Consider the following 21,944-nt stretch of genomic DNA (forward strand, 5'->3'; position numbering starts at 1 on the left):
TCCTCCTTAAACAATTTCAGGTTTGAAGTTTTACCCTCAAACCTGAAACCATCTTTAAAACGGATGTTTATTTACTGGGCAAAAGACTCAAGTGTTGCAACTCTGTCATCATCGATCAGTTTTACACATTCTTCTACGCTGATGTCTCCGTTCATAAGCTGAAGCAGAGCCTTGCCACCTTCCTGCTGGTTGAAACCAACAATCTTCGGCTGTGCGGAAGATGCACGGATCAGTTTATCTACGCTATCTTTGTTTCCATCATACTGAGCGGAATTTACATTTGTTGTCTCCTGTTTAAATACTGCTGCTGTGGAAACACCATCAAATGCCTGGTTGTAATTCTCCGGATCTGCCATAAAGTTTACGAAATCGCTGGCAGCCTCTACATTATCACCATTTTTGTTTACAAGCATCAGGTTTACATTTCCACCTTCATAAGTTCCCTCGTCGCAGGTTCCCATAAATACCGGCATGATTCCGAAATCATCACCTACATAATCATAAGATTCACTGTCATAATCTGTATCAAACCAGGTATCCCAGCAGAAGAGCATTGCAGCTTCACCTGTTCCAAGAACCTCACTTGTGTAATCCCATGTATCAGATGCAAAGTTCTTTCCAAAGTATCCTTTATCTGCTGCTTCTTTAAACCAGGTACACATATCTGTGAATTCCGGGATATCTGCGTAGGACATTTCTCCTGCATTCAGTTTCTCGATATATTCCGGATGCTCCTCAAGTACAGGATCCAGTGCGAACTGATAAAGGATTGGCCATGCATCAGCTGCTGCAAGGTAGATCGGCTGTACTCCGTTCTCCAGAAGTGTATCGCAGGCTGCATTGAATTCTTCCTGTGTTGTAGGCTGCTCAATTCCCAGTTCTTCGAAGATCTTTGTGTTATAGAAACAGCCGGAGTTGGATGCTTCCCAGAACGGAAGTCCGATCACTTTATCATTGTAGGTTGCCTGCGGAAGAACTGAGTCCTGAATATCGGACACCCAGTCAGCATCGGACCAGTCTACAAAATTCTCTTCCGGATTAAAGTTTTTCAGGTTGCTGTTTCCGAAATGAATGTAAAGATCCGGGATATCACCTGTTGTAAATTTTGTCAGTGCAATGGTCTCTGCATTATCTGTATCAAGGCCCTGCTGGTCAATCTTGTTTCCGGAAGACTCCTCCCACAGAGAAATGATCTTCTGCATGTACGGTTTTGCAAGGTCATCTGCATTTCCGTAGAGTGTCAGTGTTACTCCATCTGCTGCGCTGGCTGTTACCACGCTTCCGAATACTGATACTGTCATGCACGCTGCCATAAGTGCTGCAAACATTTTTTTCTTCATTGTAAAAATTCCTCCCTTTGTATGTTTTTTCGTTCTTAATATGGTCATATTATATAAAACCAGCTCTGGAAAATCCATGGACTTTTGTTTAATCCAACATGCACTTTTTTCCTTTTTTATATTTTTCCATCTATTTGTACAATTTTTCTTGTTTCTTTTTCGCTGTTCATATAAAATAGATACAAGAAATTTTCCGGAGGAACGATCATGAAATTCCATGAATTTTCTTTTCAAAAAAAGCTGTTCATTTCCTGCATCCTGCTAAATTCCCTTCTGCTTGTCGGTTTTTCGCTGTTTTTCTATTATTATTCGGCAAATTCCCTGCGGGAGAACATGCGCAGTACATTAAGCGGCAGTACATCCATGATACAGAACAATCTGGACACCCTTCTCAATGATGCAGATAATACGCTGAAAGAGCTGCAGCTAAACACCGCACTCCTTGATACTGCCAGAAATATCCCAGAGAGCGAAAACAACTACCTGCCCACCCATATCGCAGCCAGATCTGCTTTTCAGGACCGGTTCCGTACTACTTTGATATCTTCAGACCTGGATGTATCCCTTAATTATGTCAGCAAATATTACGACCATCTGGGAATTTCTTCCCCAAACGGTACCAGTTATACAAAAAAAGCTGTTCTGGAGAACAATCCCAATCTTACCGGCGTTATGGACAGCATTAATTATGTTTTATATGTTCCTCCTCACAAGGATTACTGGAAAAACAACCGAACTGTAATTTCTGTTGTACGTTCCATGCGGGATATTTATCATCAGTACGGGCTTCTTATTGCTGATTTTGATATGGATACCCTGACCAGACAACTTCTCTCCGGTTTTGATACTCCGGAAGATTATGATATTACCATTCTGGATGATGCTGATAATCTGGTTTACACAAGTGCATCCACACTGAACCGCCGGGCTTTTCTGGCCAGCTGGCGTTCCGCTTCCGAGATTTCTCCTGACAGTGGCAGCTTTTCCTATGGAAATCTTTCTGTTTCCAGCTATCACCTTTCCGATAAGACCGGATGGACGGTGATCCTCAGTGAGAATTCTTCCATATTTGCAGCCTCCATAAAACGGCTTCTCATAATCAGCACATTGCTTTTTGTAATCATGTTCATAATTATGTCCACCTTTCTTATGGTACTGACGCGAAACCTCACACAGCCACTTCGACAGCTGACAGATAAGCTGACAGTTCTTGAGCCCGGGGAAAATATTTCTGCTATACCCGGAAGCAGCGATAATGAGATCATCTTTCTCACCAATGCGATCCAGGGATATCTTTCTGAGATTTACGACCAGAACCAGCGTCTTACAGAACAACGGAAACGGACGCTGATTGCCCACTATGACGCCATGGAAGCACAGCTGAACCCGCATTTTCTGTACAATACTCTTTCTGTCATCGGAATGACAGGGCTGGCCTCCGGAAATATGGATGTTTCCAACATGTGCACAGAACTTTCCCAGCTTCTTCGCTACTCCCTCTCCTACACAGGACAGTCCGTTATTTTGTCCCAGGAGATCGACAATGCAAGGCATTACCTCTATATTATGAAAATACGCTACGAAGACGATCTGGAATACGAATGGCAGCTTGATGATTCCCTGAATTCCATTACTGTGCCAAAGCTGATTCTTCAGCCTCTTATTGAAAACTGTTTTCAGCATGGCTTCCACCAGGCAGGCGTGGAGATTTCTCCTCCCTGGAAGATTTCCATACGTTCCCACTGTGACGACACCCGGTGGTATCTGTCAATCTCCAACAACGGAGCGCCGTTTCCTGAAGAAAAGTTTGCAGCTCTTCACCAGAAACTCTCAGGCTTCACCTTTACCGGAAACCAGGATATGGATTACGAAAACACCTTTCGCCATCAGGGCTATGGTCTGGAAAATACCATTCTCCGTTTTCATATTTATTACCGCGGCGAAGAATATTTCCATGTTTCCAGAAATGATTCTGACAACCTTACGACCGTCACCATCGGCGGCCCGTTAAAGCCTGAAAAATTATTCAGCCGGAGCACTTCCTGACAGGGAAGCCTCCGGCTTTTTTCCTTAAACTTTATTTACTCCTGATCTGATAGATCGCATCTTTCTCTGTATCAAATACGTATCTTTCTTTTTCATCTCTGATCACAGAAACTTTTATTCCATCTTTTGAGATCTCCAGTTCCTCTCTGCATCTGAGAACTGCTTTTTCCCCATGTTTCGAAAGAAGCCACCCATGAGAAAATCTGCCTTTTTCCCAGGTCATATCCACCTCAAAACCGCCTTCTGCACAAATACCTGTGATGCTTCCCTCCTGCCAGTTTTTCGGAAGAGCCGGAAGCAGGAATATCTCATCCAGATGGCTCTGCAGCAGCATCTGGGCGATTCCGCACGTACCGCCGAAATTTCCATCGATCTGGAATACCCACGGAATACCTGAAATCCGCTCAAGCGGCGGATGCAGATCAAACATATTCGGTGCTGTCAGTTGGTTGAGAAGATAATCGATATATTCCTCTGCTTTATCTCCATTCCGAAGTCTTGCATACAGATTGATCAGCCATGCACAGCTCCAGCCTGTGTGACCGCCACCAAATTCCATTCGTCTCTCCAGAGATTTCTCACATGCTTTTACCAGCTCCGGATTCTCATATTCATTAATCTGGTTTGCCGGAAACAGGGGATATAAATGAGAAAAATGTCTGTGCCCAAGTTCCCACTCCTCATAATCTTCTCTCCATTCCAACAGCTGACCGTATTTTCCAATCTTATACAAAGGGAGCTTATCAAGAGTTTCACGCACCCAGTCTTCCTGAGATGCTTTTTTCCCAAGGATCTTGTTTCCTTCCAGATAGGCATGAAAAATATCTCTCAGGATTCCGGTATCCATGGTACAGCCTGCGCAGGCACTTCCCGTTGTTCCATCTGCCTGATAATAGGTATTCTCCGGAGAAACAGACGGACAGACGATCATCTCTCCATGATCCTCGATCATAAAATCTCTGAAAAACAGTACACATTCCTCCAGAACCGGCATCATACGATCAAGAAAAGCCTGATCCATCGTATAACGGTAATGTTTCCAGATATGTGCTGCCAGCCATGCGCCGCCCATTACCCAGTATGACGCTGCCAGTGCCAGATCCTGAGGTGCAGTATCTGCCCAGATATCTGTGTTATGATGTGCCACAAAACCTCTGCATCCATACATTTCCATGGCTGTTCTTCTGCCATTTTTCACCATACGTTCCAGAAGATCAAAAAGCGGCTCATGACACATGGAAAGATTACAGATTTCTGCAGGCCAGTAATTCATTTCTGTGTTGATATTGATGGTATATTTGGAATCCCAGGTAGGCTCCAGCTTCTCACACCAGATTCCCTGAAGATTGGCAGGAAGTCCTCCCGGGCGGCTGCTCGCCATAAGAAGATATCTTCCGTATCCATAATAAAGAGCTGCCAGCCCTTTGTCTTTTTTACCTTCCCGGAGTCGTTTCAGACGCTGATCTGTTGGAAGTTCGGATAGACCTTCATCCTCTTTCAGTTTCAGAACAGAACGGTTAAACACCTTGCTGTGTTGCTCCACATGTTCTGCCAGTATCCGGTCAAAATCCTCTGCTGTGTAAGAAGCCAGCTGTTCTTTGAGGTAGCTGTATGGATCCTCGACCTTCTTTTTTCGGTAAGGGAAAGTAGTCACTCCGTTTACATAAAAAATCACCCTGGAAGCATTTTGGATCACCAGATGTTCTCCGATCACCTGCACGCTTCCGCCTTCTGACACCGCGCGAGCCTGAATGCCGAATTCACTTCCGCCCTTTCCCAGATCTCCATCAATATAAATACTATCCTCGCCGGCTTTTCCTGCACAGTTGTAAAATCGTCCCCTTGTTATCAGAACAGACATTGTAAGACCTTCTTCTCTGTCTGTAAAAAACTCCGCTGCCATCAAATCTTCTTTTTCAGAGATCAGACAACGCATTCTGTACTGTGCTCCATTATGTACAAATGAAGTACTTACAACACCTTTTTCCAGATCCAGTTCTCTTCTGTAATTTTGGATCTCACCCGCTTCGTGATCTATGCTGTAATTCACATCACACATGGTCTGATATGGCCGTTCGCTCTGAGGTGTTCCAGACAATGCAAAAAGCTCCAGTTTCTGGGCTTCCCGAATCTTTCCTGCCAGAACCAGTTTCCGGATCTCCGGGAAATACTTCGCCGCGTCCGGATTGATGCGGTCAAGCGGTCCTCCATAGACAATACTCTCCTCATTCATCTGGATCTGTCCGCAAAAAGGCTCTCCGGATATCATAGCCCCCAGCCTGCCATTACCAAGAGGCAATGCTTCGATCCAGCTTTTTGCTGCTTCTGTATACCATAAACAGTTCATATTCTTCCTCCCTGTTTTTTTCCTATCATATCATACCTTCTGTATACACAACATGGAAAAAAAGCGACTTTCGTATGGACTTTTTTCTTGTTTCCACGTCTATTCATGCTATAATTAAAACATATGCAAAAAATTTCTTTCACATACAAAGGAGAAATCATGATACACGTACTTATCATTGAAGATGAACCAGCCATTGCCAGAGGTCTCTCGCTTCTCATCACCAAAAACTACCCTGATTTCCAGGTTCTTGGCATCTGCAAAAACGGCAGGGACGGCCTGCAGAAAATCCTGGAGCAGAAACCGGAGCTGGTATTTACTGATATCACCATGCCTGTGATGAACGGTCTCGATATGATCGAAAAAGTTCAGAAATCCCAGTTTCATACCCGCTTTGTTATTCTTACCGGATATGCGGATTTCGAATATGCCAGAAAAGCGATCCACCTTGGTGTTTCCGATTATCTTCTCAAACCGATTGACCTTAAAACTCTGGACGATATCCTCTGTTCCTGTATGGCACAGCAGAATGCCCAGACGTGCCTGCTCCAGAAAGAATACCTGCAATGTGCACTGCATAGCGATAATCTGACCGATCCTGCCCCTGTTTTTATGAACGAAGTTTCCTGCTCCTTTATCTTCGTTTTTCAGGGTCCATTACGTTCTAACATATACAGCGAGACTATCCCGGATTCCGTTTTCGCGCCGGTCTCTCCCGGATATCTGACTCAGTTGGAAAAAGAATATCAGGTTTCGCTTTTTCTTCTCCATGGAAAACATTTCAATGAGCAGGTATATGCAGTTATCTATCCTTCCTCCAGTCAGCCGGATACGGAAGGACTTGCCAGGAGAATCCACAGTATACTGGATATATCTGATCAGCAGCCGGACTCCTGGATTAACACGATTCTGTCTCTGCAGTCTCCAGATTCCGGTTCTGTTTCCGACCTTATAAAAGATACCTATCTTTTTGCACTGTTCAAAAACAGATTTGGAGCCAGTTCTTTTCAGACATGTACCACATTATCAGATCAGAAGATCCGTGTTTCCCAGGATGTTCAGCAGCTCTGCGCAGGAATCTCTTCTCATTCTGATCAGGAAAGCCTGTACCATATGATTCATTCCCTGATTACCATACAGAACCAGCCGAATCTTTCCCAGTTTCAGATAACTGCAAACCTGAGATACTATATCTCCACTGTAATCCAGAAATGCCACAAAGACATCATTTATCCGGATGTCGCTGAAATCGTTTCCACCTGTCATTCCTACGAGGAACTGGAACGGGAACTGCAGTATGAAACTTCCAAGATCTGCGGTTTTCACAAAACCATACCTGGAGAAGAACTACCGTCTCTGGCCCGTCAGGTGCGCAATTACCTGGATAAGAATTTCACCCAGCAGATCACCACGAAATCTTTTCAGGATATTTTTGGCTATAATGAGAAATATATCTCCACACTTTTTAAATCAGAATTCGGGATTTCTCCCAGCAAATATATCAGTGAACTTCGCCTGAAAATGGCTAAAACATTAATGCAGAACAATCCGGATATCCTTACCAAAGATGTGGCTGAGATGGTAGGCTTCTCCGATGCTTTCTATTTCAGCCGGGTGTTTAAATCCCACGAAGGAATATCTCCCAGCCAGTTTCTGAAGCAGTTAAAAGACTGATAGTCAGATATAAAAAAACCCGCTTACGCGGGTTTTTTTAATGTATCGCATTATACACGGGAGAGATACTCTCCTGTTCTTGTATCGATCTTCAGTTTGTCGCCCTGGTTTACGAACAGCGGAACCTGAACCTGTGCACCTGTCTCAACAGTTGCAGGTTTGGTAGCACCCTGTGCTGTATTTCCGGCGAATCCCGGCTCTGTCTCAATAACCTCAAGCTCTACAAAGAGTGGCGGCTCGATAGCAAATACCTCGCCGTTATGAGAGCAAACCTTAACCATCTCGTTATCCTTAACGAATTTCAGAGAATCGCCAACCTGCTCCTCTGTAAGACCTACCTGGTCATATGTCTCTGTGTTCATGAAGTAGTATAAACCACCATCCTGATACAGATACTGCATATCTACACGCTCAATACGTGCTGCTGGAAATTTCTCTGTAGGACGGAAAGATTTCTCTACTACAGATCCTGTGATGATATTTTTGTATTTTGTTCTTACAAAGGCTGCGCCTTTTCCTGGTTTTACATGCTGGAATTCAACGATCTGACATACGTTTCCATCAATTTCAAGTGTGATACCATTTTTGAAATCACCTGCTGAAATCATAAATATTTCCTCCTTAATATGTGCGCTTCTTTTTCGCTATGAATTATTCTATAATACCTTTTGTCATTTTTCAACTGTTTTTTTATTTATGCCTTTAATTTTTCTTCAATTTCGGCAATTAATTCGTCAAACGGCTTCACTCCTGTGACAACTTTAATGTCTGCAAACTTCTCATAAACAGGATCTCTCTGCTTGAGGAGCTTCTTGATCTTATCCTCTTTATTCTCAGCCCCTTCCAGTGTCGGATTATTGCTTCCTTCCAGTCTCTTGATCAGAGTTGCAGCAGATCCTTTCAAATAGATGATCGTTCCCATTTCTGCAAGATACTTTTGGTTCTGCTCCTGCAGTGGCAGTCCTGCACTGACGGAGATTACCTTTCTCTCACTGTCTGTAGAAAGTTCTTTTACTGCCATTGTCTCAAGTGCACGGTAAAACGGTTCTCCGAAACGTTCAAATACCTCCTTTACTGACATGTTCATTTTTTTCACGATCAGTCTGTCCACGTCAATAAACGGAAGTCCCAGGTCCTTCGCCAGTCTCTTTCCAACTCGTGTCTTTCCTGAACCCATAAAGCCGATAATTACAATATGGTTCATGAATTCTTTCCCTCCTCTTTCTGGTAAAAATGTAATACTATTTTCTCCAGATAGCGCTTGAGCACGATCTGGATCTCTTCTTTTGGATGAATGGGCTTCACAAGGATCGTCCGGATCCCGGCCCTCTTCGCTCCATAAATGTCCGTAAACAGCTGATCCCCTACAAAGATAGTCCTGTCAGGATCTGTTCCGATCACCCGGCAGGCCTTTCTGTAGTTCTTCACAGCCGGTTTATGGGCATTTTCTATAAAATTCCCCTCCACAGCACGGGCAAAAGGCTCCACTCTCGGTTTCTGATTATTGGATACAAAACAATACTGAAATCCTATCTTACGAAGCCTCTCAAACAGTTTCTTTGTACGTTCATCTGCCGGTGCGCCATGTGGAACAATTGTATTGTCTATATCAAAAAGAAGCCCTCTGTATCCCTCTTTATAAAGTTTCTCATAATTGATCACATATGCAGAATCCAGATATTCATCTGGAAAAAAGCTTCTGAACATCTATTACACCTCAGTTTTCTCTCGTCATTTCGTAATAATGCCAGTTTTTTTATCGCTCTGCAAGAGGAACGTATGTCGCTTCCGGAAGAACATTCTTGTATGCAGGACGGATGATCTTATCCACATTGATAAGCTCTTCCATACGGTGTGCACTCCATCCTACGATACGTGCAATGGCAAACATCGGTGTATACAGCTCCAGCGGCAGATCCAGCATGCTGTAAACAAATCCGCTGTAAAAATCCACGTTTGCGCTGACACCCTTGTAGATCTTGCGTTCCTCTGCGATAACCTGCGGTGCAAGGCGCTCCACTGCTTCATACAGCTGATAATCCTTCATCCTGCCTTTTTCTCTGGCAAGCTGCTCCACATAGCCTTTAAATACCTCTGCACGGGGATCGGAAACAGAATAGATCGCATGGCCCATACCATAGATAAGGCCTCTCTTGTCAAAAGCTTCTTTGTGAAGAAGTTTCTGAAGATAATCGCGAATCTCGTCTTCATCACTGTAATCATGAACATGCTTGCGCATATCGTTAAACATCTTCACAACCTTGATATTGGCACCGCCATGCTTCGGTCCTTTTAAGGAACCAAGTGCTGCTGCAATGGCTGAATACGTATCTGTTCCGGAGGAAGAAACTACGTGAGTGGTAAAGGTAGAGTTGTTACCACCGCCATGCTCCATATGAAGGATCAGGGCAATATCAAGGATCTCCGCTTCCAGAGCCGTATACTTCTTATCCGGTCTTAAAAGGCGCAAGATATTCTCTGCTGTGGAAAGCTCTCTCTTAGGCTGATGGATATAAAGGCTTTTGCCCTTCTCATAATGGTTGTAGGCCTGATAAGCATAAACAGATAACAGCGGGAAAACACTGATAAGATTAATGCACTGACGAAGCACATTATCAAGCTGGATATTGTCCGGATCCTTATCATAAGAATAAAGTGTAAGGACACTTCTGGACAAAGCATTCATAATATCCCTGGACGGTGCCTTCATAATGACATCTCTCACAAAATTTCTCGGCAATGTCCTCTGATTGGCCAGAATACCGGAAAACTCATTCAGTTCTTCCTGGTTTGGCAGCTTGCCGAAAAGAAGCAGATAAGTCACTTCTTCGAAGCCGAACCGTCTGTCATTGATAAATCCCTTGGTCAGATCCTTGATATCATATCCTCTGTAGGAAAGCTTGCCAGCACAGGGAACTTCCTTTCCATCTACGATCTTCGTTGCCTGTACATTGGAGATCTGGGTCAGTCCTGCAAGAACACCCTTTCCATTAAGGTCACGCAAGCCTCGTTTGACATCATATTTACCATAAAGGGATAAATCCAGTTTATCATTCTCCAGACAGATCTGGGTCAGTTTCTCAATCTCAGGTGTCACTTTCATGTTAAATCTGCTCATTAATAAATTCCCCTTTCGCTTTCTGTTTATTGCTGTTCGATAGCGGTCCCTCCTCATTCCCCTCTCAAGCAATTCTTATGCTGCTGTTCACTCCATGGGCATGAATGGCAGCATTTCTGGTCTTATTCCACATATCCCGGCATAACCGGCCGGGATATTTCATAAATGATTATAACATTTTTTTCGCTATTGGTCTATGATGAAAATTCTATTGATGATCACCTCTGCTTATATGTAGCAAAGAACTCTTTCATCTTCTTCATGGCCTTGTCCAGCTGGCGAATATCCGGCAGATATACAATACGGAAATGATCCGGCTGATGCCAGTTGAAGCCTTTTCCCGGAACGATAAGAACCTGTTTATCATGCAGGAAATCCAGTGCAAACTGTTCATCATTGAAGATATTGAATTTTTCTGTATCGATCTTCGGGAAGATATAGAATGCCGCACGTGGCTTCACTGCTGAAATTCCCGGAATATCATTAAGAGCCTTGTAAATAAAATCTCTCTGCTCATACACACGTCCGCCCGGCTGGATATATTCATTGACGCTCTGATATCCACCCAGTGCAGTCTGTACGATAGACTGTGCCGGAACATTGGAACACAGACGCATGGAAGAAAGCATGTTGATTCCCTCAATATAACCTTTTGCCTTATTCTTTGCACCACTTAGGATCATCCAGCCGATACGGAATCCCGCAATCATATGGGACTTGGACAGTCCGGAAAAAGTAACACAGAATACATCCGGTGCAAGAGATGCAATAGATGTATGTTTATATCCATCCATAACAAGACGGTCATAGATCTCATCAGAAAAGATGATCAGTTCATGTTCTCTTGCAATATCTGCGATCTGCTCCAGGATCTCCTTCGGATATACTGCACCTGTAGGATTATTCGGGTTAATGATAACGATCGCCTTGGTCCTTGGTGTGATCTTGCTCTTGATATCCTCAATATCCGGATACCAGTCAGACTGTTCATCACAGATATAATGAACTACATTTCCGCCTGCCAGTGTTGCAGTAGCTGTCCACAACGGATAATCGGGCGCCGGGATCAGGATCTCATCCCCGTTATCAAGCAGTGCCTGCATACAAAGGTTGATCAGCTCACTGACACCATTTCCTGTATAAATATCATTAATGGTAACTCCCGGGATCCCGCGAAGCTGTGCATACTGCATGATCGCCTTCCTTGCGGAAAAAATACCCTTGGAATCAGAATATCCCTGGGACGTACGTACATTGCTCAGCATATCAAGAATGACTTCCTGCGGTGCAGAAAATCCAAAAGGATACGGATTACCTATATTAAGCTTCAGGATCTCCATTCCGTCCTCTTCCATTCTGGCCGCCTCATCTACAACCGGTCCTCGCACGTCATACAGTACGTTGTCAAGCTTTGATGATTTCCCGAATGTTCTCATAAAAACCACTCCTTTACCTATTTTCACTATTATTTTAACTTTTTGTGTTCATAGTCAAAAAATATTTATTTCTATATCTTCTCACATTTGCTCCCTCAACGCAAGAAATAAAAATTTAAAAAATTTTATTTTAGCACTTCCCTTTTTTAGCATGTTAATGTATAATAGCACTCGAATTTATATTTCAAACACAATTCAATACGTGATGAGGAGGAAACAACTATGTCTTACACAGAAGAAGTTTATGAAAGAGTTGTAGCACAGAATCCTGGCGAGCCAGAATTCCATCAGGCAGTTAAGGAAGTTCTTGACTCCCTTAAAGTCGTAATTGACAAAAATGAGGAAGAGTATCGTAAGCTTTCCATTCTTGAGCGTCTTGTAGAGCCAGAGAGAATCATCTCTTTCAAAGTACCGTGGATCGATGACAACGGAACTGTACAGGTTAACAAAGGATACCGTGTCCAGTTCAACAGTGCGATCGGACCATACAAGGGCGGCTTAAGATTCCATCCTTCTGTAAATCAGGGTATCCTGAAATTCCTTGGTTTTGAGCAGACCTTCAAAAACTCTCTTACAGGTCTTCCGATCGGCGGCGGAAAAGGTGGCTCCAACTTCGATCCTAAGGGTAAATCTGACAGAGAGGTTATGGCATTCTGCCAGAGCTTTATGACAGAACTTTGCAAATATATCGGTGCAGACACAGATGTACCGGCTGGTGATATCGGTGTTGGCGGACGTGAGATCGGATATCTCTTCGGACAGTACAAGAGAATCCGCGGACTCTATGAGGGTGTACTCACAGGTAAAGGTCTCTCCTTCGGCGGTTCCCTGATTCGTACAGAGGCTACCGGCTATGGTGTTGTATACATGCTCAATGAGATTGCTAAGGCTCACAATGATTCTGTAGAAGGAAAAACAATTGTTGTAACAGGTTCCGGTAATGTAGCTATCTACGCTGTTGAGAAAGCCACACAGCTTGGTGCCAAGGTTGTTGCAATGAACGACTCCAACGGATACATCTATGATCCGAACGGAATCAACCTTGACGTTGTAAAAGACATCAAAGAAGTTAAACGTGGACGTATCAAAGAGTACGCTGACCGTGTTGAGGGTGCTACCTACACAGAGGGACTTGGCATCTGGAACATCAAGTGTGATATCTATCTTCCATGTGCTACACAGAATGAGCTTGGCCTTGACGGAGCTAAAACACTTGTTGCAAACGGCTGCAAATATGTAGTTGAGGGTGCTAACATGCCTACTACTCTTGATGCAACAACATACCTTCAGGAGAACGGCGTTCTCTTCATGCCTGGTAAAGCCGCAAACGCTGGCGGTGTTGCCACATCTGCACTGGAGATGAGCCAGAACTCCATGAGACTTTCCTGGACAAGAGAAGAAGTTGATGAGAAGCTTCACAACATCATGATCGACATTTTCCATAAAGCTGATGACGCCGCTAAACGTTACGGCATGGAAGACAACTATGTTGTAGGCGCTAACATCGCCGGATTCGAGAAAGTTGTCGACGCTATGAAAGCTCAGGGTATTGTTTAATCTTCAAGTTTCCTGAATCTTTAACGTAAGATCTTATAGCAGGATCGCAGAGGAATTTTTTCTCTGCGGTCCTGTTTTTATAAAAAAATCCGACCATCCGCAGACAGCCGGTTCTCTTTTTTCTGATATCCTTAAGTCTCTCCACTGCTTATCGCTTATTACAGCCATGGGGGACTTCCCTGATTTATTAATCGATCAGTTAATCAGCTTCTTCAGCTCATCCATAAATGTGCTGACATCCTTAAATTCCCTGTACACAGATGCAAAACGCACATAGGCAACTGCATCCAGATCCTTCAGATGTTCCATAACGATCTCTCCGATCTTGGTGCTGCTGATCTCACGATCCTCGGAACGAAAAATATCTCCCTCTATGGAGTCAATCATCTCCTCCACTCTCTCAATGGGGATCGGCCTCTTATAGCAGGCACGCAAAACCCCGTCCTGGATCTTGGAACGCTTATAGCTCTCACGGTTCTGATCCTTCTTGATCACAGTCAGTGGAATCGTCTCCACTTTCTCATATGTAGTAAATCTTTTCCCACAGGCATCACAGAGACGACGGCGGCGGATAGAATTGGTATCTTCCACAGGTCTGGAATCTACAACTCTTGTATTATCCTGGTTACAGAACGGACATCTCACAGAACTCTCCCCTTTCAGGATCCATATTTTCATTACTAAACTTGTTTTTATTATAAAATAAATTTATATAATGTGTCAATAATTGGACTTGCATAAATTTTACCTATTTTCCATAAAATCATACCAGGTGATGAATTTTATGCGTATCTGCGAACTGAAACAGAAAGAAGTAATCAATATCCACACCTGTCGGAGCCTTGGCTGTCCCATTGATGTGGAGTTCTGCTGCGAAACTGCCCGGCTGAAAGCTCTGATCATGCCGGAGCCTGGGAAATTCTGCTGGTGTTTTTCCAGGGAAAGCGAGTGTATCATCCCCTGGGATTGCATCCGTCAGATTGGAGAAGATATCATCCTTGTAGACTTTCGGAATGAAAAAAGGCTCTCCGGAGAATAAAAGATTCTTCTTTTGTCAAGGCTGTTTATTTTTTATATTTTTGTAAAAAAAGTATATTTCCCCTGCCCTCTGAGAATCATCTTAATGTACTGACAAGACAAGGAGGATTCTAAGATGGCACTAAATAAAGTTGAAATCTGCGGAGTAAATACCTCAACCCTTCCGGTCCTTAAGCAGGAAGAAAAAGAGGAGCTCTTCAAAAGAATCAAAGCTGGTGATAACGAAGCCAGAGAATTGTACATCAAAGGTAATCTGCGGCTTGTTTTAAGCGTGATCCGCCGTTTTCAGAACAGCAGTGAAAATCCGGATGACCTTTTTCAGATCGGCTGCATCGGCCTTATCAAAGCTATTGACAATTTCGACACTACCCTTCAGGTAAAGTTCTCAACGTACGCTGTTCCTATGATCATCGGGGAGATCCGCCGGTATCTCAGGGACAACAACAGCATACGGGTCAGCCGCTCTCTGCGGGATATCGCCTATAAAACCATTTATACCAGGGAAAATTATATGCGCCAGCACTTAAAAGAGCCTACGATTGCAGAGATTGCCCAGGAGATTGGCATTGACAAAGAGATGATCGTCTACGCCATGGATGCGATTCAGAGCCCTGTGAGCCTTTTTGAGCCTGTGTATTCCGAAGGCGGGGACACCCTGTATGTGATGGACCAGATCAGTGACAAAAAGAACCGGGAGGAACACTGGATCGAGGATATTTCCCTCAGGGATGCCATTTCTCGTCTTGGTGAACGGGAACGGCACATCATTGACCTTCGCTTCTACGAGGGAAAAACCCAGATGGAAGTCGCTGAAGAGATCGGCATCTCCCAGGCCCAGGTCAGCCGCCTGGAAAAAAATGCGCTGCGTTGTATGCGGAATTATCTAAGGAATTAGATTTCACTACCAGTTTCCCAAAGCAGTAAAATGCGACAAGATGTATATTCTCCCATACATCTTGCCGCATTCTGTTTCGTCTCAAATCAGCTGTCATTTCGGGGTTCTATCAGCCGCAAAATATCGCTAAAGGCCATCCGTTCAAATCCTTATTCATCGATCCAACACACTATTTCAACGCCTTCTCAATCTCCTCTATCACAATACGAAGAGCCTTCAGTCTTGCATACTTTTTATCTACGGACTCAAGGATATGCCATGGTGCATATGTTGTACTTGTTTTCTGCAGCATCTCATCCACTGCAACCTCATACTGATCCCACTTCTCGCGGTTTCTCCAGTCCTCATCTGTGATCTTCCAGCGTTTCTCCGGATTATTCTGCCTGTCATTAAATCTGGCAAGCTGGGTATCCTTATCAATCTGCACCCAGAATTTCACGATCACTGCTCCCCAGTCTGAAAGTTCTTTCTCGAATTCATTGATTTCATTATATGCACGCCGCCAGTCATTCTCACTGCAAAACCCTTCCAGTCTCTCAACCATCACCCTGCCGTACCAGGTTCTGTCAAAAATAGCGATATGGCCATTTTTCGGAAGCCTTGTCCAGAAACGCCACAGATAATGACGGGCCTTCTCATGCGGCTCCGGGCTTGCGATCGGATGCACCTCAAAACCGCGAGGATCAAGCGCCTCTGTGATCCGCTTGATATTGCCTCCCTTGCCTGCTGCATCCCATCCTTCATAGGTAATGATCACAGGAACTCTCTTTCTGTACAGACGGTTGTGAAGACTTCCAAGCTTCGCCTGCAGTTCCTTAAGCTCTGCCTTGTACTGCTCCTCTTCCACTTCTTTTCCTTCAAGCGGGATCTCATTGAGCTTTGGCATCTCCACCAGTGGAAAAACATTCTGCAGGATCGGAACCGAATGTTTGCTGTTTTCCATAGCGATCTCAATATTGCCGATCATCGTCTCCAGTACCTGCAGCTCTGCCCATTTCCGGTCACTGGCATCTATGATATACCATGGCGCAGAGGAAGTATTGGTATCTCTCATATACTGATCAAAAATTTTTCTGCATTTTTTATAATGATCATTTTGCCAGAGATCATATTCATTCACTCTCCAACGTGTATCCTTGCTCCCCAGGAGATATTCCATTCGTTTCTCCTGTTCTTTACGGTCGATCTGCATAAAAAATTTCAGGAGAACATATCCGTTATCAGTCAGCTGACGCTCAAATCTGCGAATACTGTCGATCCGCTTCACATAACTGTCACCTTTCAGTTTCTTGTCCATACGGTCGCGGCAGGTCTGGTCCATCCATCCGGAATCCAGAAATGTGAATTTTCCATTTTCCGGAATTTCCTTGAAATACCGGTAAAGAAACGGTCTCCTTAAATCTTCCTCTGTTGGAGCCGACATGGTAGCAACTTTGAAAAAACGCGGATCAATATTCTTGATGACCTTGCTTATGGTACTTCCTTTTCCGGAAGCTCCCCATCCCTCAAACAGAACGATCACCGGGATCTTATGCTCCTTAAGAGCCATCTGCAGTTCATATAATCTCGCTCTTGCAGTACTGAGCCGTGCCTTGACATCTTCTTTTTCCGGAATCTGCTCCGGGTTCCAGTTTTTTAACATCTACATCGTCCTTCCTGAAATTATTTGAATATTTATATTATATCACATTCATTTCTGTTTTACGATGAATTCCTCCTTGATTTAACGTAATTTTGCAAATTCAACATTTTACACTATAATAAATCTTCTCAAAAAAATCTGAAAACACAGCTCAGACTATTGACATTTTTCCCACTGATACATACAATAAATGCGCCTATTGTTATTTTTTTAACTTCATTGAAAACAGTAGAACAAAGCCGTGCCAAACAGCAAAAAAGCAAGGAGAACATCATGAAACTCACAGAAGAACTTCTGAATAAAATGGAACAGAAAAAAGAACTTTACGGGGACGGCATCATCATGCCTGACGGAGATTACCGCCTGATCCAGGACGGACACTTAAAAACCCTTATGTCCCTTTTGCCATATACAGAAAATGAACTCTGGAAGATGATTCCGGAAGATGATTCCGCCCTCTTCTGGCTGGTGGAAAAAACAGGCTGCGTCCTAACAGATGTAAACTCTACGATTGGAATGAAAATGACCCCCGAACAGCAGAATACTTTCGAGGCACTCTCCTGCCGGGGGATCATTTCCGGTGAATATTATGATCTTACAAAACAGCGCGAAAAGACGCATGCACGTCAGTCATCATAACCTTCCAGGAAGGAATGTTTCACACCATCTTTTTTATAAGCGATCACAGTATGAAGATTAACATTCTCCACACTCCGGAAAATATTACTCTCAACATGTGGATTAACTTTCTTTAACTCTGCGATCAGATTCTTGATCTCCATGCGCTTGGAAACGCTGGTACCGTCTGTACGGCATGTTGTACATGTATCTGTAAACTTACATGCACACTGGATAAAATGAAGATCATTATAATCTCTCCAGTGCTTGATATCAGCTTCCCTGATCAGATACATGGGACGGATCAGCTGCATTCCTTCGAAATTGGTACTGTGAAGTTTCGGCATCATCGTCTGAACCTGCGCTCCGTAAAGCATTCCCATAAGAATGGTCTCGATCACATCATCGTAGTGATGCCCAAGTGCTATCTTGTTGCATCCTAGTTCTTTCGCCTTGCTGTAAAGATATCCTCTTCTCATGCGGGCACAGAGATAACAAGGAGATTTCTCAATATTGTAGACAGCATCAAAGATCTCTGTCTCAAAAACCGTGATCGGGATTCCCAGGAGCTTTGCATTATGCTCGATTATGGCACGGTTCGCTTCATTATAACCAGGATCCATCACAAGGAATACCAGTTCAAACGGAAACTTGTTGTGACGTTTTAATTCCTGGAAGAGTTTTGCCATAAGCATGGAATCCTTGCCGCCTGAGATACAAACAGCAATCTTGTCTCCCGGCTTCACCAGCTCATAATCATTGATTCCTCTGGCAAATCTGGAAAACAACTGCTTGTGGAATTTCTTACGGATACTCAGCTCAATATCCTTTCTGCGCTGTTCCAGTGCTTCTTCTTCACTCAGATCACTATCCTCTTTATTGGACATATCTTTCTGCATCTGCTCAAAAAGCCATCCTGTATAACCGCCCTTTAAACTGAGTGCAGGAATACCTTTTTCCCGAAGCATCTGCGCTCCCTCCTGGCTGAAAAGTCCTCTCGTGCAGTAAAGAACAGGAATTTTTTCTCCCTTCAGCTCTTCTGCCCTCTCTTTAAGATCCGGTTCCGGGACAGAAATAGCTCCCGGGATCATTCCGTATTCAATAGTTACTTTATCGCGGGTATCAACCAGAAGATATTTCTCCCTCTCTTTTTCTACCTGGTCGTAAGAAATCTCCAGTGTTTCTTCACTCATGCTGTTTTTATTCCTTTCCTTACAGCTCCTCTCTGATCGTGCCGTCACGTGCGATGATAACTACCTGCCACGGGATCATCTTTCCGCTTCTCTGCATGGCGCGGATCACTGCTTTCTCAATGCCTCCGCAACAGGGAACTTCCATACGAACGATGCAGATACTGCGGATGGAATTATTCCGTATGATTTCCGTAAGCTTGTCTGCATAATCTCCCTCATCAAGTTTAGGGCATCCGATCAGTGTTACATGATCTTTTATGAATCTCTCATGAAATCCTGCGTAAGCATATGCTGTGCAGTCTGCCGCGATCAGAAGCTGTGCATTTTCAAAATATGGTGCATTTACAGGAACTAATTTAATCTGCACTGGCCACTGGCCAAGGCAGCTCTGCTGTCCCATATCAGGGACTGTGTCTGTTCTCTGTTTCTCCGATAAAGCCGGCTGTTCCTGTTTCGGTTTCAGGCTTCTTGCCATACTTCCAGGGCATACATGTGCAGCCAGGCCTCCGGAAGTTTTCTCTTTTTTAAGCTTCATTCTCTGTTCTACCGCTTCCATATCATAATCTGCTGCTTCACGCTCTATGATACGGATCGCATCTGCAGGGCAGACCGGAAGGCAGTCTCCCAACCCGTCGCAGTAATCATCCCGGATCAGTTTTGCCTTGCCATCTGTCATGGCAATGGCTCCTTCATGGCAGGCAGCTGCACAGGCTCCGCAGCCGTTACATTTCTCTTCATTAATGTGCACGATCTTTCTTATCATAATATCATCTCTCCCTGATTTCCATATGTGATATAACTGTTATCTGTTTTACAGCCATATCATATAAAAACCAGCGAAAATATTCGGTAACATACGTTACGCTCAGAGATAAAATTCAAGTTTTTCCTGATCTTTCACAAGGATCTGCCGCCTGGATAATTCCAGGATTCCTTCTTCCTGCATCTTTCCCAGTTCCCTTGAAAGAGATGGTCTGGTGATATTCAGATAATCTGCCATCTCTTCTCTGGACAGGCTCATATGGATCACGCCTTCACTATCCTGGCACTCCACAAGAAAACGGACAATCCTCTCCCGCAAAGTACCGCTTCCCAGAATCCGAAGCTTCTGGTTCATATTGTAAGCCTTCTCTGCAAAAACCTCAAGAAGATTTTCACGGAGTTTTCTGCTCAAAACATCCCCTTTTTCTGTAAAAATCTGATTATCCAGTATCAGTACTCGTGTCTTCTCTGCTGCTTCCACATACATATTATAAGAGGATTTTTCCATAAAGACATAAACTTCCCCGAACAGAACCCCTGGCATTTCCAGCTGTGTCAGAAGAATCCTCTTTCCGGAAAAAGTCTCCTTTGCAATGATCACGCTGCCGTCAAGCAGAACATATACTGCTTCGGGTCGGTCTGTTTCCTGAAAAACCCGTTCTCCCCTGGAAAAAGATCTCACTGTTCCTTCTTTTACCAGCAGTCTTTCCATCTCACCTTCTTCAAGATTCCTGCACAGCCGGCTTCTTTTTAAAACACCCAGGAGTTCTTTTTTCTCTTTGTCATTCATATTTTCACGTATAATCCAATTATCTTAGATGGTAATTGGATTTTTCCTTTCTCCCAGTTAACACTGGGTATTTATTTCCATCTCTGATATATTTTGAAAAGGCACTGTGGATCTGTATCTATATCTTTACAGCTTTGACTGGTATGAGGTGACTCAGACCACAGCTTTTCGTCTATTACTGTTAATCAGTTTGTTAACGCATCGACGTTTTTATTTACGTGATTACACAGCCGAATTCTCTGTGGAAGACAGCAGTGCTCAAAATATTTATCAGGAGGTATAAACCTATGTCAATGTACTTTATTGGAATTGATATTTCCAAGTACAAACATGATTGCTGCATCATTTCTGCAGCTGATCAAAAAGTAGTTTCTAAAGTCACAATCAAAAACAATAAAGCCGGCTTTAATGAACTGCTTACAATCATTCATTCTCTCGCAAATCCTGCAGACATAAGAATAGGGTTTGAATCAACTGCCCATTATGCTCTCAATCTTGAACTCTTCCTTGAAAATTCTCTCCTAACCTTCATGGAAGTAAATCCTGTTCTCATCAGTGAATACAAGAAATCAAAAACACTTAGGCGTACAAAAACCGACTCTGTTGACTGCGAATCAATAGCTCGTTGGTTAATGACTGTTGAATACAAACCCCATTCAAAAGGATTTTACCACGCTTACTCTTTAAAGTCATTAACTCGTTTACGCGATAAACTTATCCGACAGCGTTCTTTCTATCTTGTTAAAATCACAAATGTGTTAGATCATACATTCCCTGAGTTTAAACCATTCTTTAATGAACGCTTATCCAAAACTGCTCTCTATCTGCTTGAAAACTATGGTTCTGCTGGAAAGATGGCTCGTATGAACTCAGCCTCTTATGAAAAGCTACGTTCCTTATCCCGGGGGAAGTTTTCACCACAGCAATTCCTACGACTAAAAGAACTTGCTGCCAATACTGTTGGTGTAAATAACTCTATTTTTGATGTAGAGCTGAACAGTCTTTTATCTTTATACAAATCCCTTGTAAAAGAGATTAATACCATTGAAAAAGAAATCAACAAACTAATTGAAGAAGTACATCCTCACTATATGTCAGTTCCTGGAATCGGACCATTATCAGCAGCTGTAATCTATTCTGAATACGGCGATATATCTAACTTCACTAATCCAGGACAAATGCTTGCATTTGCCGGAATAGAACCGGGAATCAACGAATCTGGCACTGAATCTCACGGAGGTAAGATGGTTAAGCGTGGATCATCCCAGCTCCGCTACACACTCATCAATTGTTGTCTACCGTTAATCCGCTTTGACATGACATTTGCAACTTACTATGCCAAGAAACGCGGAGAAGGCAAACCACATCGAGTAGCCATTACTCATGTAGCCAAAAAGCTTATTAGAGTCATCTATGCATTGGAGAGGCAAGATATCGACTTTAATGCACAGAAACTTCGTTAATCTTTAGTGGATTAATACTAATTTC

19 protein-coding genes are annotated in these 21,944 nt (G+C 43.4%); 7 read left to right on the forward strand and 12 right to left on the reverse strand.

Going from position 1 to position 21,944, the window contains the following annotated elements:
* Positions 1-71 precede the first annotated feature (71 nt).
* Positions 72-1,340 carry an ABC transporter substrate-binding protein gene (locus AC04Q4_RS06230; RefSeq protein WP_173738430.1) on the reverse strand — a complete coding sequence of 423 codons (1,269 nt, stop codon included), beginning with the start codon at positions 1,338-1,340 and terminating at the stop codon, positions 72-74.
* A gap of 207 nt (positions 1,341-1,547) precedes the next feature.
* Between AC04Q4_RS06230 and AC04Q4_RS06235 the strand changes: the two genes are divergently transcribed.
* Positions 1,548-3,386, forward strand: a complete 1,839-nt coding sequence (locus AC04Q4_RS06235) for a cache domain-containing sensor histidine kinase (protein WP_119240068.1) — start codon at positions 1,548-1,550, stop codon at positions 3,384-3,386.
* Positions 3,387-3,417: 31 nt separating this feature from the next.
* Here the strand turns inward: AC04Q4_RS06235 and AC04Q4_RS06240 are convergent, their stop codons facing one another.
* The gene (locus tag AC04Q4_RS06240) at positions 3,418-5,733 is read right to left on the reverse strand and encodes a glycosyl hydrolase family 95 catalytic domain-containing protein (protein WP_476388736.1); all 2,316 of its coding nucleotides are present in this window, start codon (positions 5,731-5,733) and stop codon (positions 3,418-3,420) included.
* A gap of 159 nt (positions 5,734-5,892) precedes the next feature.
* On the opposite strand from AC04Q4_RS06240, the gene AC04Q4_RS06245 reads away from it, so the two are divergent.
* The gene (locus AC04Q4_RS06245) at positions 5,893-7,407 is read left to right on the forward strand and encodes a response regulator (protein ID WP_476388737.1); all 1,515 of its coding nucleotides are present in this window, start codon (positions 5,893-5,895) and stop codon (positions 7,405-7,407) included.
* Between the two features lie 50 nt (positions 7,408-7,457).
* On the opposite strand, the gene efp is transcribed toward AC04Q4_RS06245, so the two are convergent.
* From efp to AC04Q4_RS06270, 5 genes are all read right to left on the reverse strand, one after another.
* Complete coding sequence (gene efp / locus AC04Q4_RS06250) at positions 7,458-8,015, reverse strand: elongation factor P (protein ID WP_015524430.1); 558 nt, start codon at positions 8,013-8,015, stop codon at positions 7,458-7,460.
* Between the two features lie 86 nt (positions 8,016-8,101).
* Positions 8,102-8,611 (reverse strand): shikimate kinase, encoded by a 510-nt coding sequence (locus tag AC04Q4_RS06255; RefSeq protein WP_173738427.1) that lies wholly within the window; start codon positions 8,609-8,611, stop codon positions 8,102-8,104.
* Positions 8,608-9,114, reverse strand: coding sequence for a YqeG family HAD IIIA-type phosphatase (locus tag AC04Q4_RS06260; RefSeq protein WP_173738426.1), 507 nt, complete (start codon positions 9,112-9,114; stop codon positions 8,608-8,610). Before AC04Q4_RS06260 ends, AC04Q4_RS06255 begins: the two co-directional genes overlap by 4 nt.
* Before the next feature lie 49 nt (positions 9,115-9,163).
* Positions 9,164-10,525 carry a citrate/2-methylcitrate synthase gene (locus tag AC04Q4_RS06265; protein ID WP_173738425.1) on the reverse strand — a complete coding sequence of 454 codons (1,362 nt, stop codon included), beginning with the start codon at positions 10,523-10,525 and terminating at the stop codon, positions 9,164-9,166.
* Between the two features lie 218 nt (positions 10,526-10,743).
* The gene (locus AC04Q4_RS06270; protein ID WP_173738424.1) at positions 10,744-11,961 is read right to left on the reverse strand and encodes an aminotransferase class I/II-fold pyridoxal phosphate-dependent enzyme; all 1,218 of its coding nucleotides are present in this window, start codon (positions 11,959-11,961) and stop codon (positions 10,744-10,746) included.
* Between the two features lie 222 nt (positions 11,962-12,183).
* Here AC04Q4_RS06270 and gdhA point away from each other — a divergent pair, with 222 nt between their 5' ends.
* Positions 12,184-13,518, forward strand: a complete 1,335-nt coding sequence (gdhA, locus tag AC04Q4_RS06275) for an NADP-specific glutamate dehydrogenase (protein ID WP_118063057.1) — start codon at positions 12,184-12,186, stop codon at positions 13,516-13,518.
* 195 nt (positions 13,519-13,713) lie between these two features.
* On the opposite strand, the gene nrdR is transcribed toward gdhA, so the two are convergent.
* Positions 13,714-14,163, reverse strand: a complete 450-nt coding sequence (gene nrdR / locus AC04Q4_RS06280; RefSeq protein ID WP_021976805.1) for a transcriptional regulator NrdR — start codon at positions 14,161-14,163, stop codon at positions 13,714-13,716.
* Between the two features lie 139 nt (positions 14,164-14,302).
* On the opposite strand from nrdR, the gene AC04Q4_RS06285 reads away from it, so the two are divergent.
* Together AC04Q4_RS06285 and sigG are read left to right on the forward strand one after the other, a co-directional pair.
* On the forward strand, positions 14,303-14,557 hold the full coding sequence (locus AC04Q4_RS06285; RefSeq protein WP_173738423.1) for a YlmC/YmxH family sporulation protein: 255 nt from the start codon (positions 14,303-14,305) through the stop codon (positions 14,555-14,557).
* Between the two features lie 114 nt (positions 14,558-14,671).
* On the forward strand, positions 14,672-15,451 hold the full coding sequence (sigG, locus tag AC04Q4_RS06290; protein ID WP_173738422.1) for an RNA polymerase sporulation sigma factor SigG: 780 nt from the start codon (positions 14,672-14,674) through the stop codon (positions 15,449-15,451).
* Between the two features lie 169 nt (positions 15,452-15,620).
* Here sigG and pap read toward each other — a convergent pair whose 3' ends face one another.
* Positions 15,621-17,093: a polyphosphate:AMP phosphotransferase gene (pap, locus tag AC04Q4_RS06295; RefSeq protein ID WP_173738421.1), complete on the reverse strand. Its 1,473-nt coding sequence runs from the start codon at positions 17,091-17,093 to the stop codon at positions 15,621-15,623.
* Between the two features lie 273 nt (positions 17,094-17,366).
* On the opposite strand from pap, the gene AC04Q4_RS06300 reads away from it, so the two are divergent.
* Positions 17,367-17,732, forward strand: coding sequence for a hypothetical protein (locus AC04Q4_RS06300; protein ID WP_119240076.1), 366 nt, complete (start codon positions 17,367-17,369; stop codon positions 17,730-17,732).
* Here AC04Q4_RS06300 and AC04Q4_RS06305 read toward each other — a convergent pair.
* The 3 genes from AC04Q4_RS06305 to AC04Q4_RS06315 all read right to left on the reverse strand — a co-directional run bounded on the left by AC04Q4_RS06305 (position 17,720) and on the right by AC04Q4_RS06315 (position 20,456).
* Positions 17,720-18,904 (reverse strand): PP-loop family protein, encoded by a 1,185-nt coding sequence (locus AC04Q4_RS06305; RefSeq protein WP_173738420.1) that lies wholly within the window; start codon positions 18,902-18,904, stop codon positions 17,720-17,722. The genes AC04Q4_RS06300 and AC04Q4_RS06305 overlap by 13 nt on opposite strands.
* A 19-nt stretch (positions 18,905-18,923) precedes the next feature.
* Positions 18,924-19,667, reverse strand: a complete 744-nt coding sequence (locus tag AC04Q4_RS06310; RefSeq protein WP_173755426.1) for an ATP-binding protein — start codon at positions 19,665-19,667, stop codon at positions 18,924-18,926.
* A gap of 102 nt (positions 19,668-19,769) precedes the next feature.
* Positions 19,770-20,456 (reverse strand): helix-turn-helix domain-containing protein, encoded by a 687-nt coding sequence (locus AC04Q4_RS06315; RefSeq protein WP_476388738.1) that lies wholly within the window; start codon positions 20,454-20,456, stop codon positions 19,770-19,772.
* A gap of 287 nt (positions 20,457-20,743) precedes the next feature.
* On the opposite strand from AC04Q4_RS06315, the gene AC04Q4_RS06320 reads away from it, so the two are divergent.
* Complete coding sequence (locus AC04Q4_RS06320) at positions 20,744-21,919, forward strand: IS110 family RNA-guided transposase (RefSeq protein ID WP_118198261.1); 1,176 nt, start codon at positions 20,744-20,746, stop codon at positions 21,917-21,919.
* Positions 21,920-21,944: the final 25 nt, after the last annotated feature.

The sequence above is a fragment of the Blautia sp. HA8986 genome, from assembly GCF_056504635.1.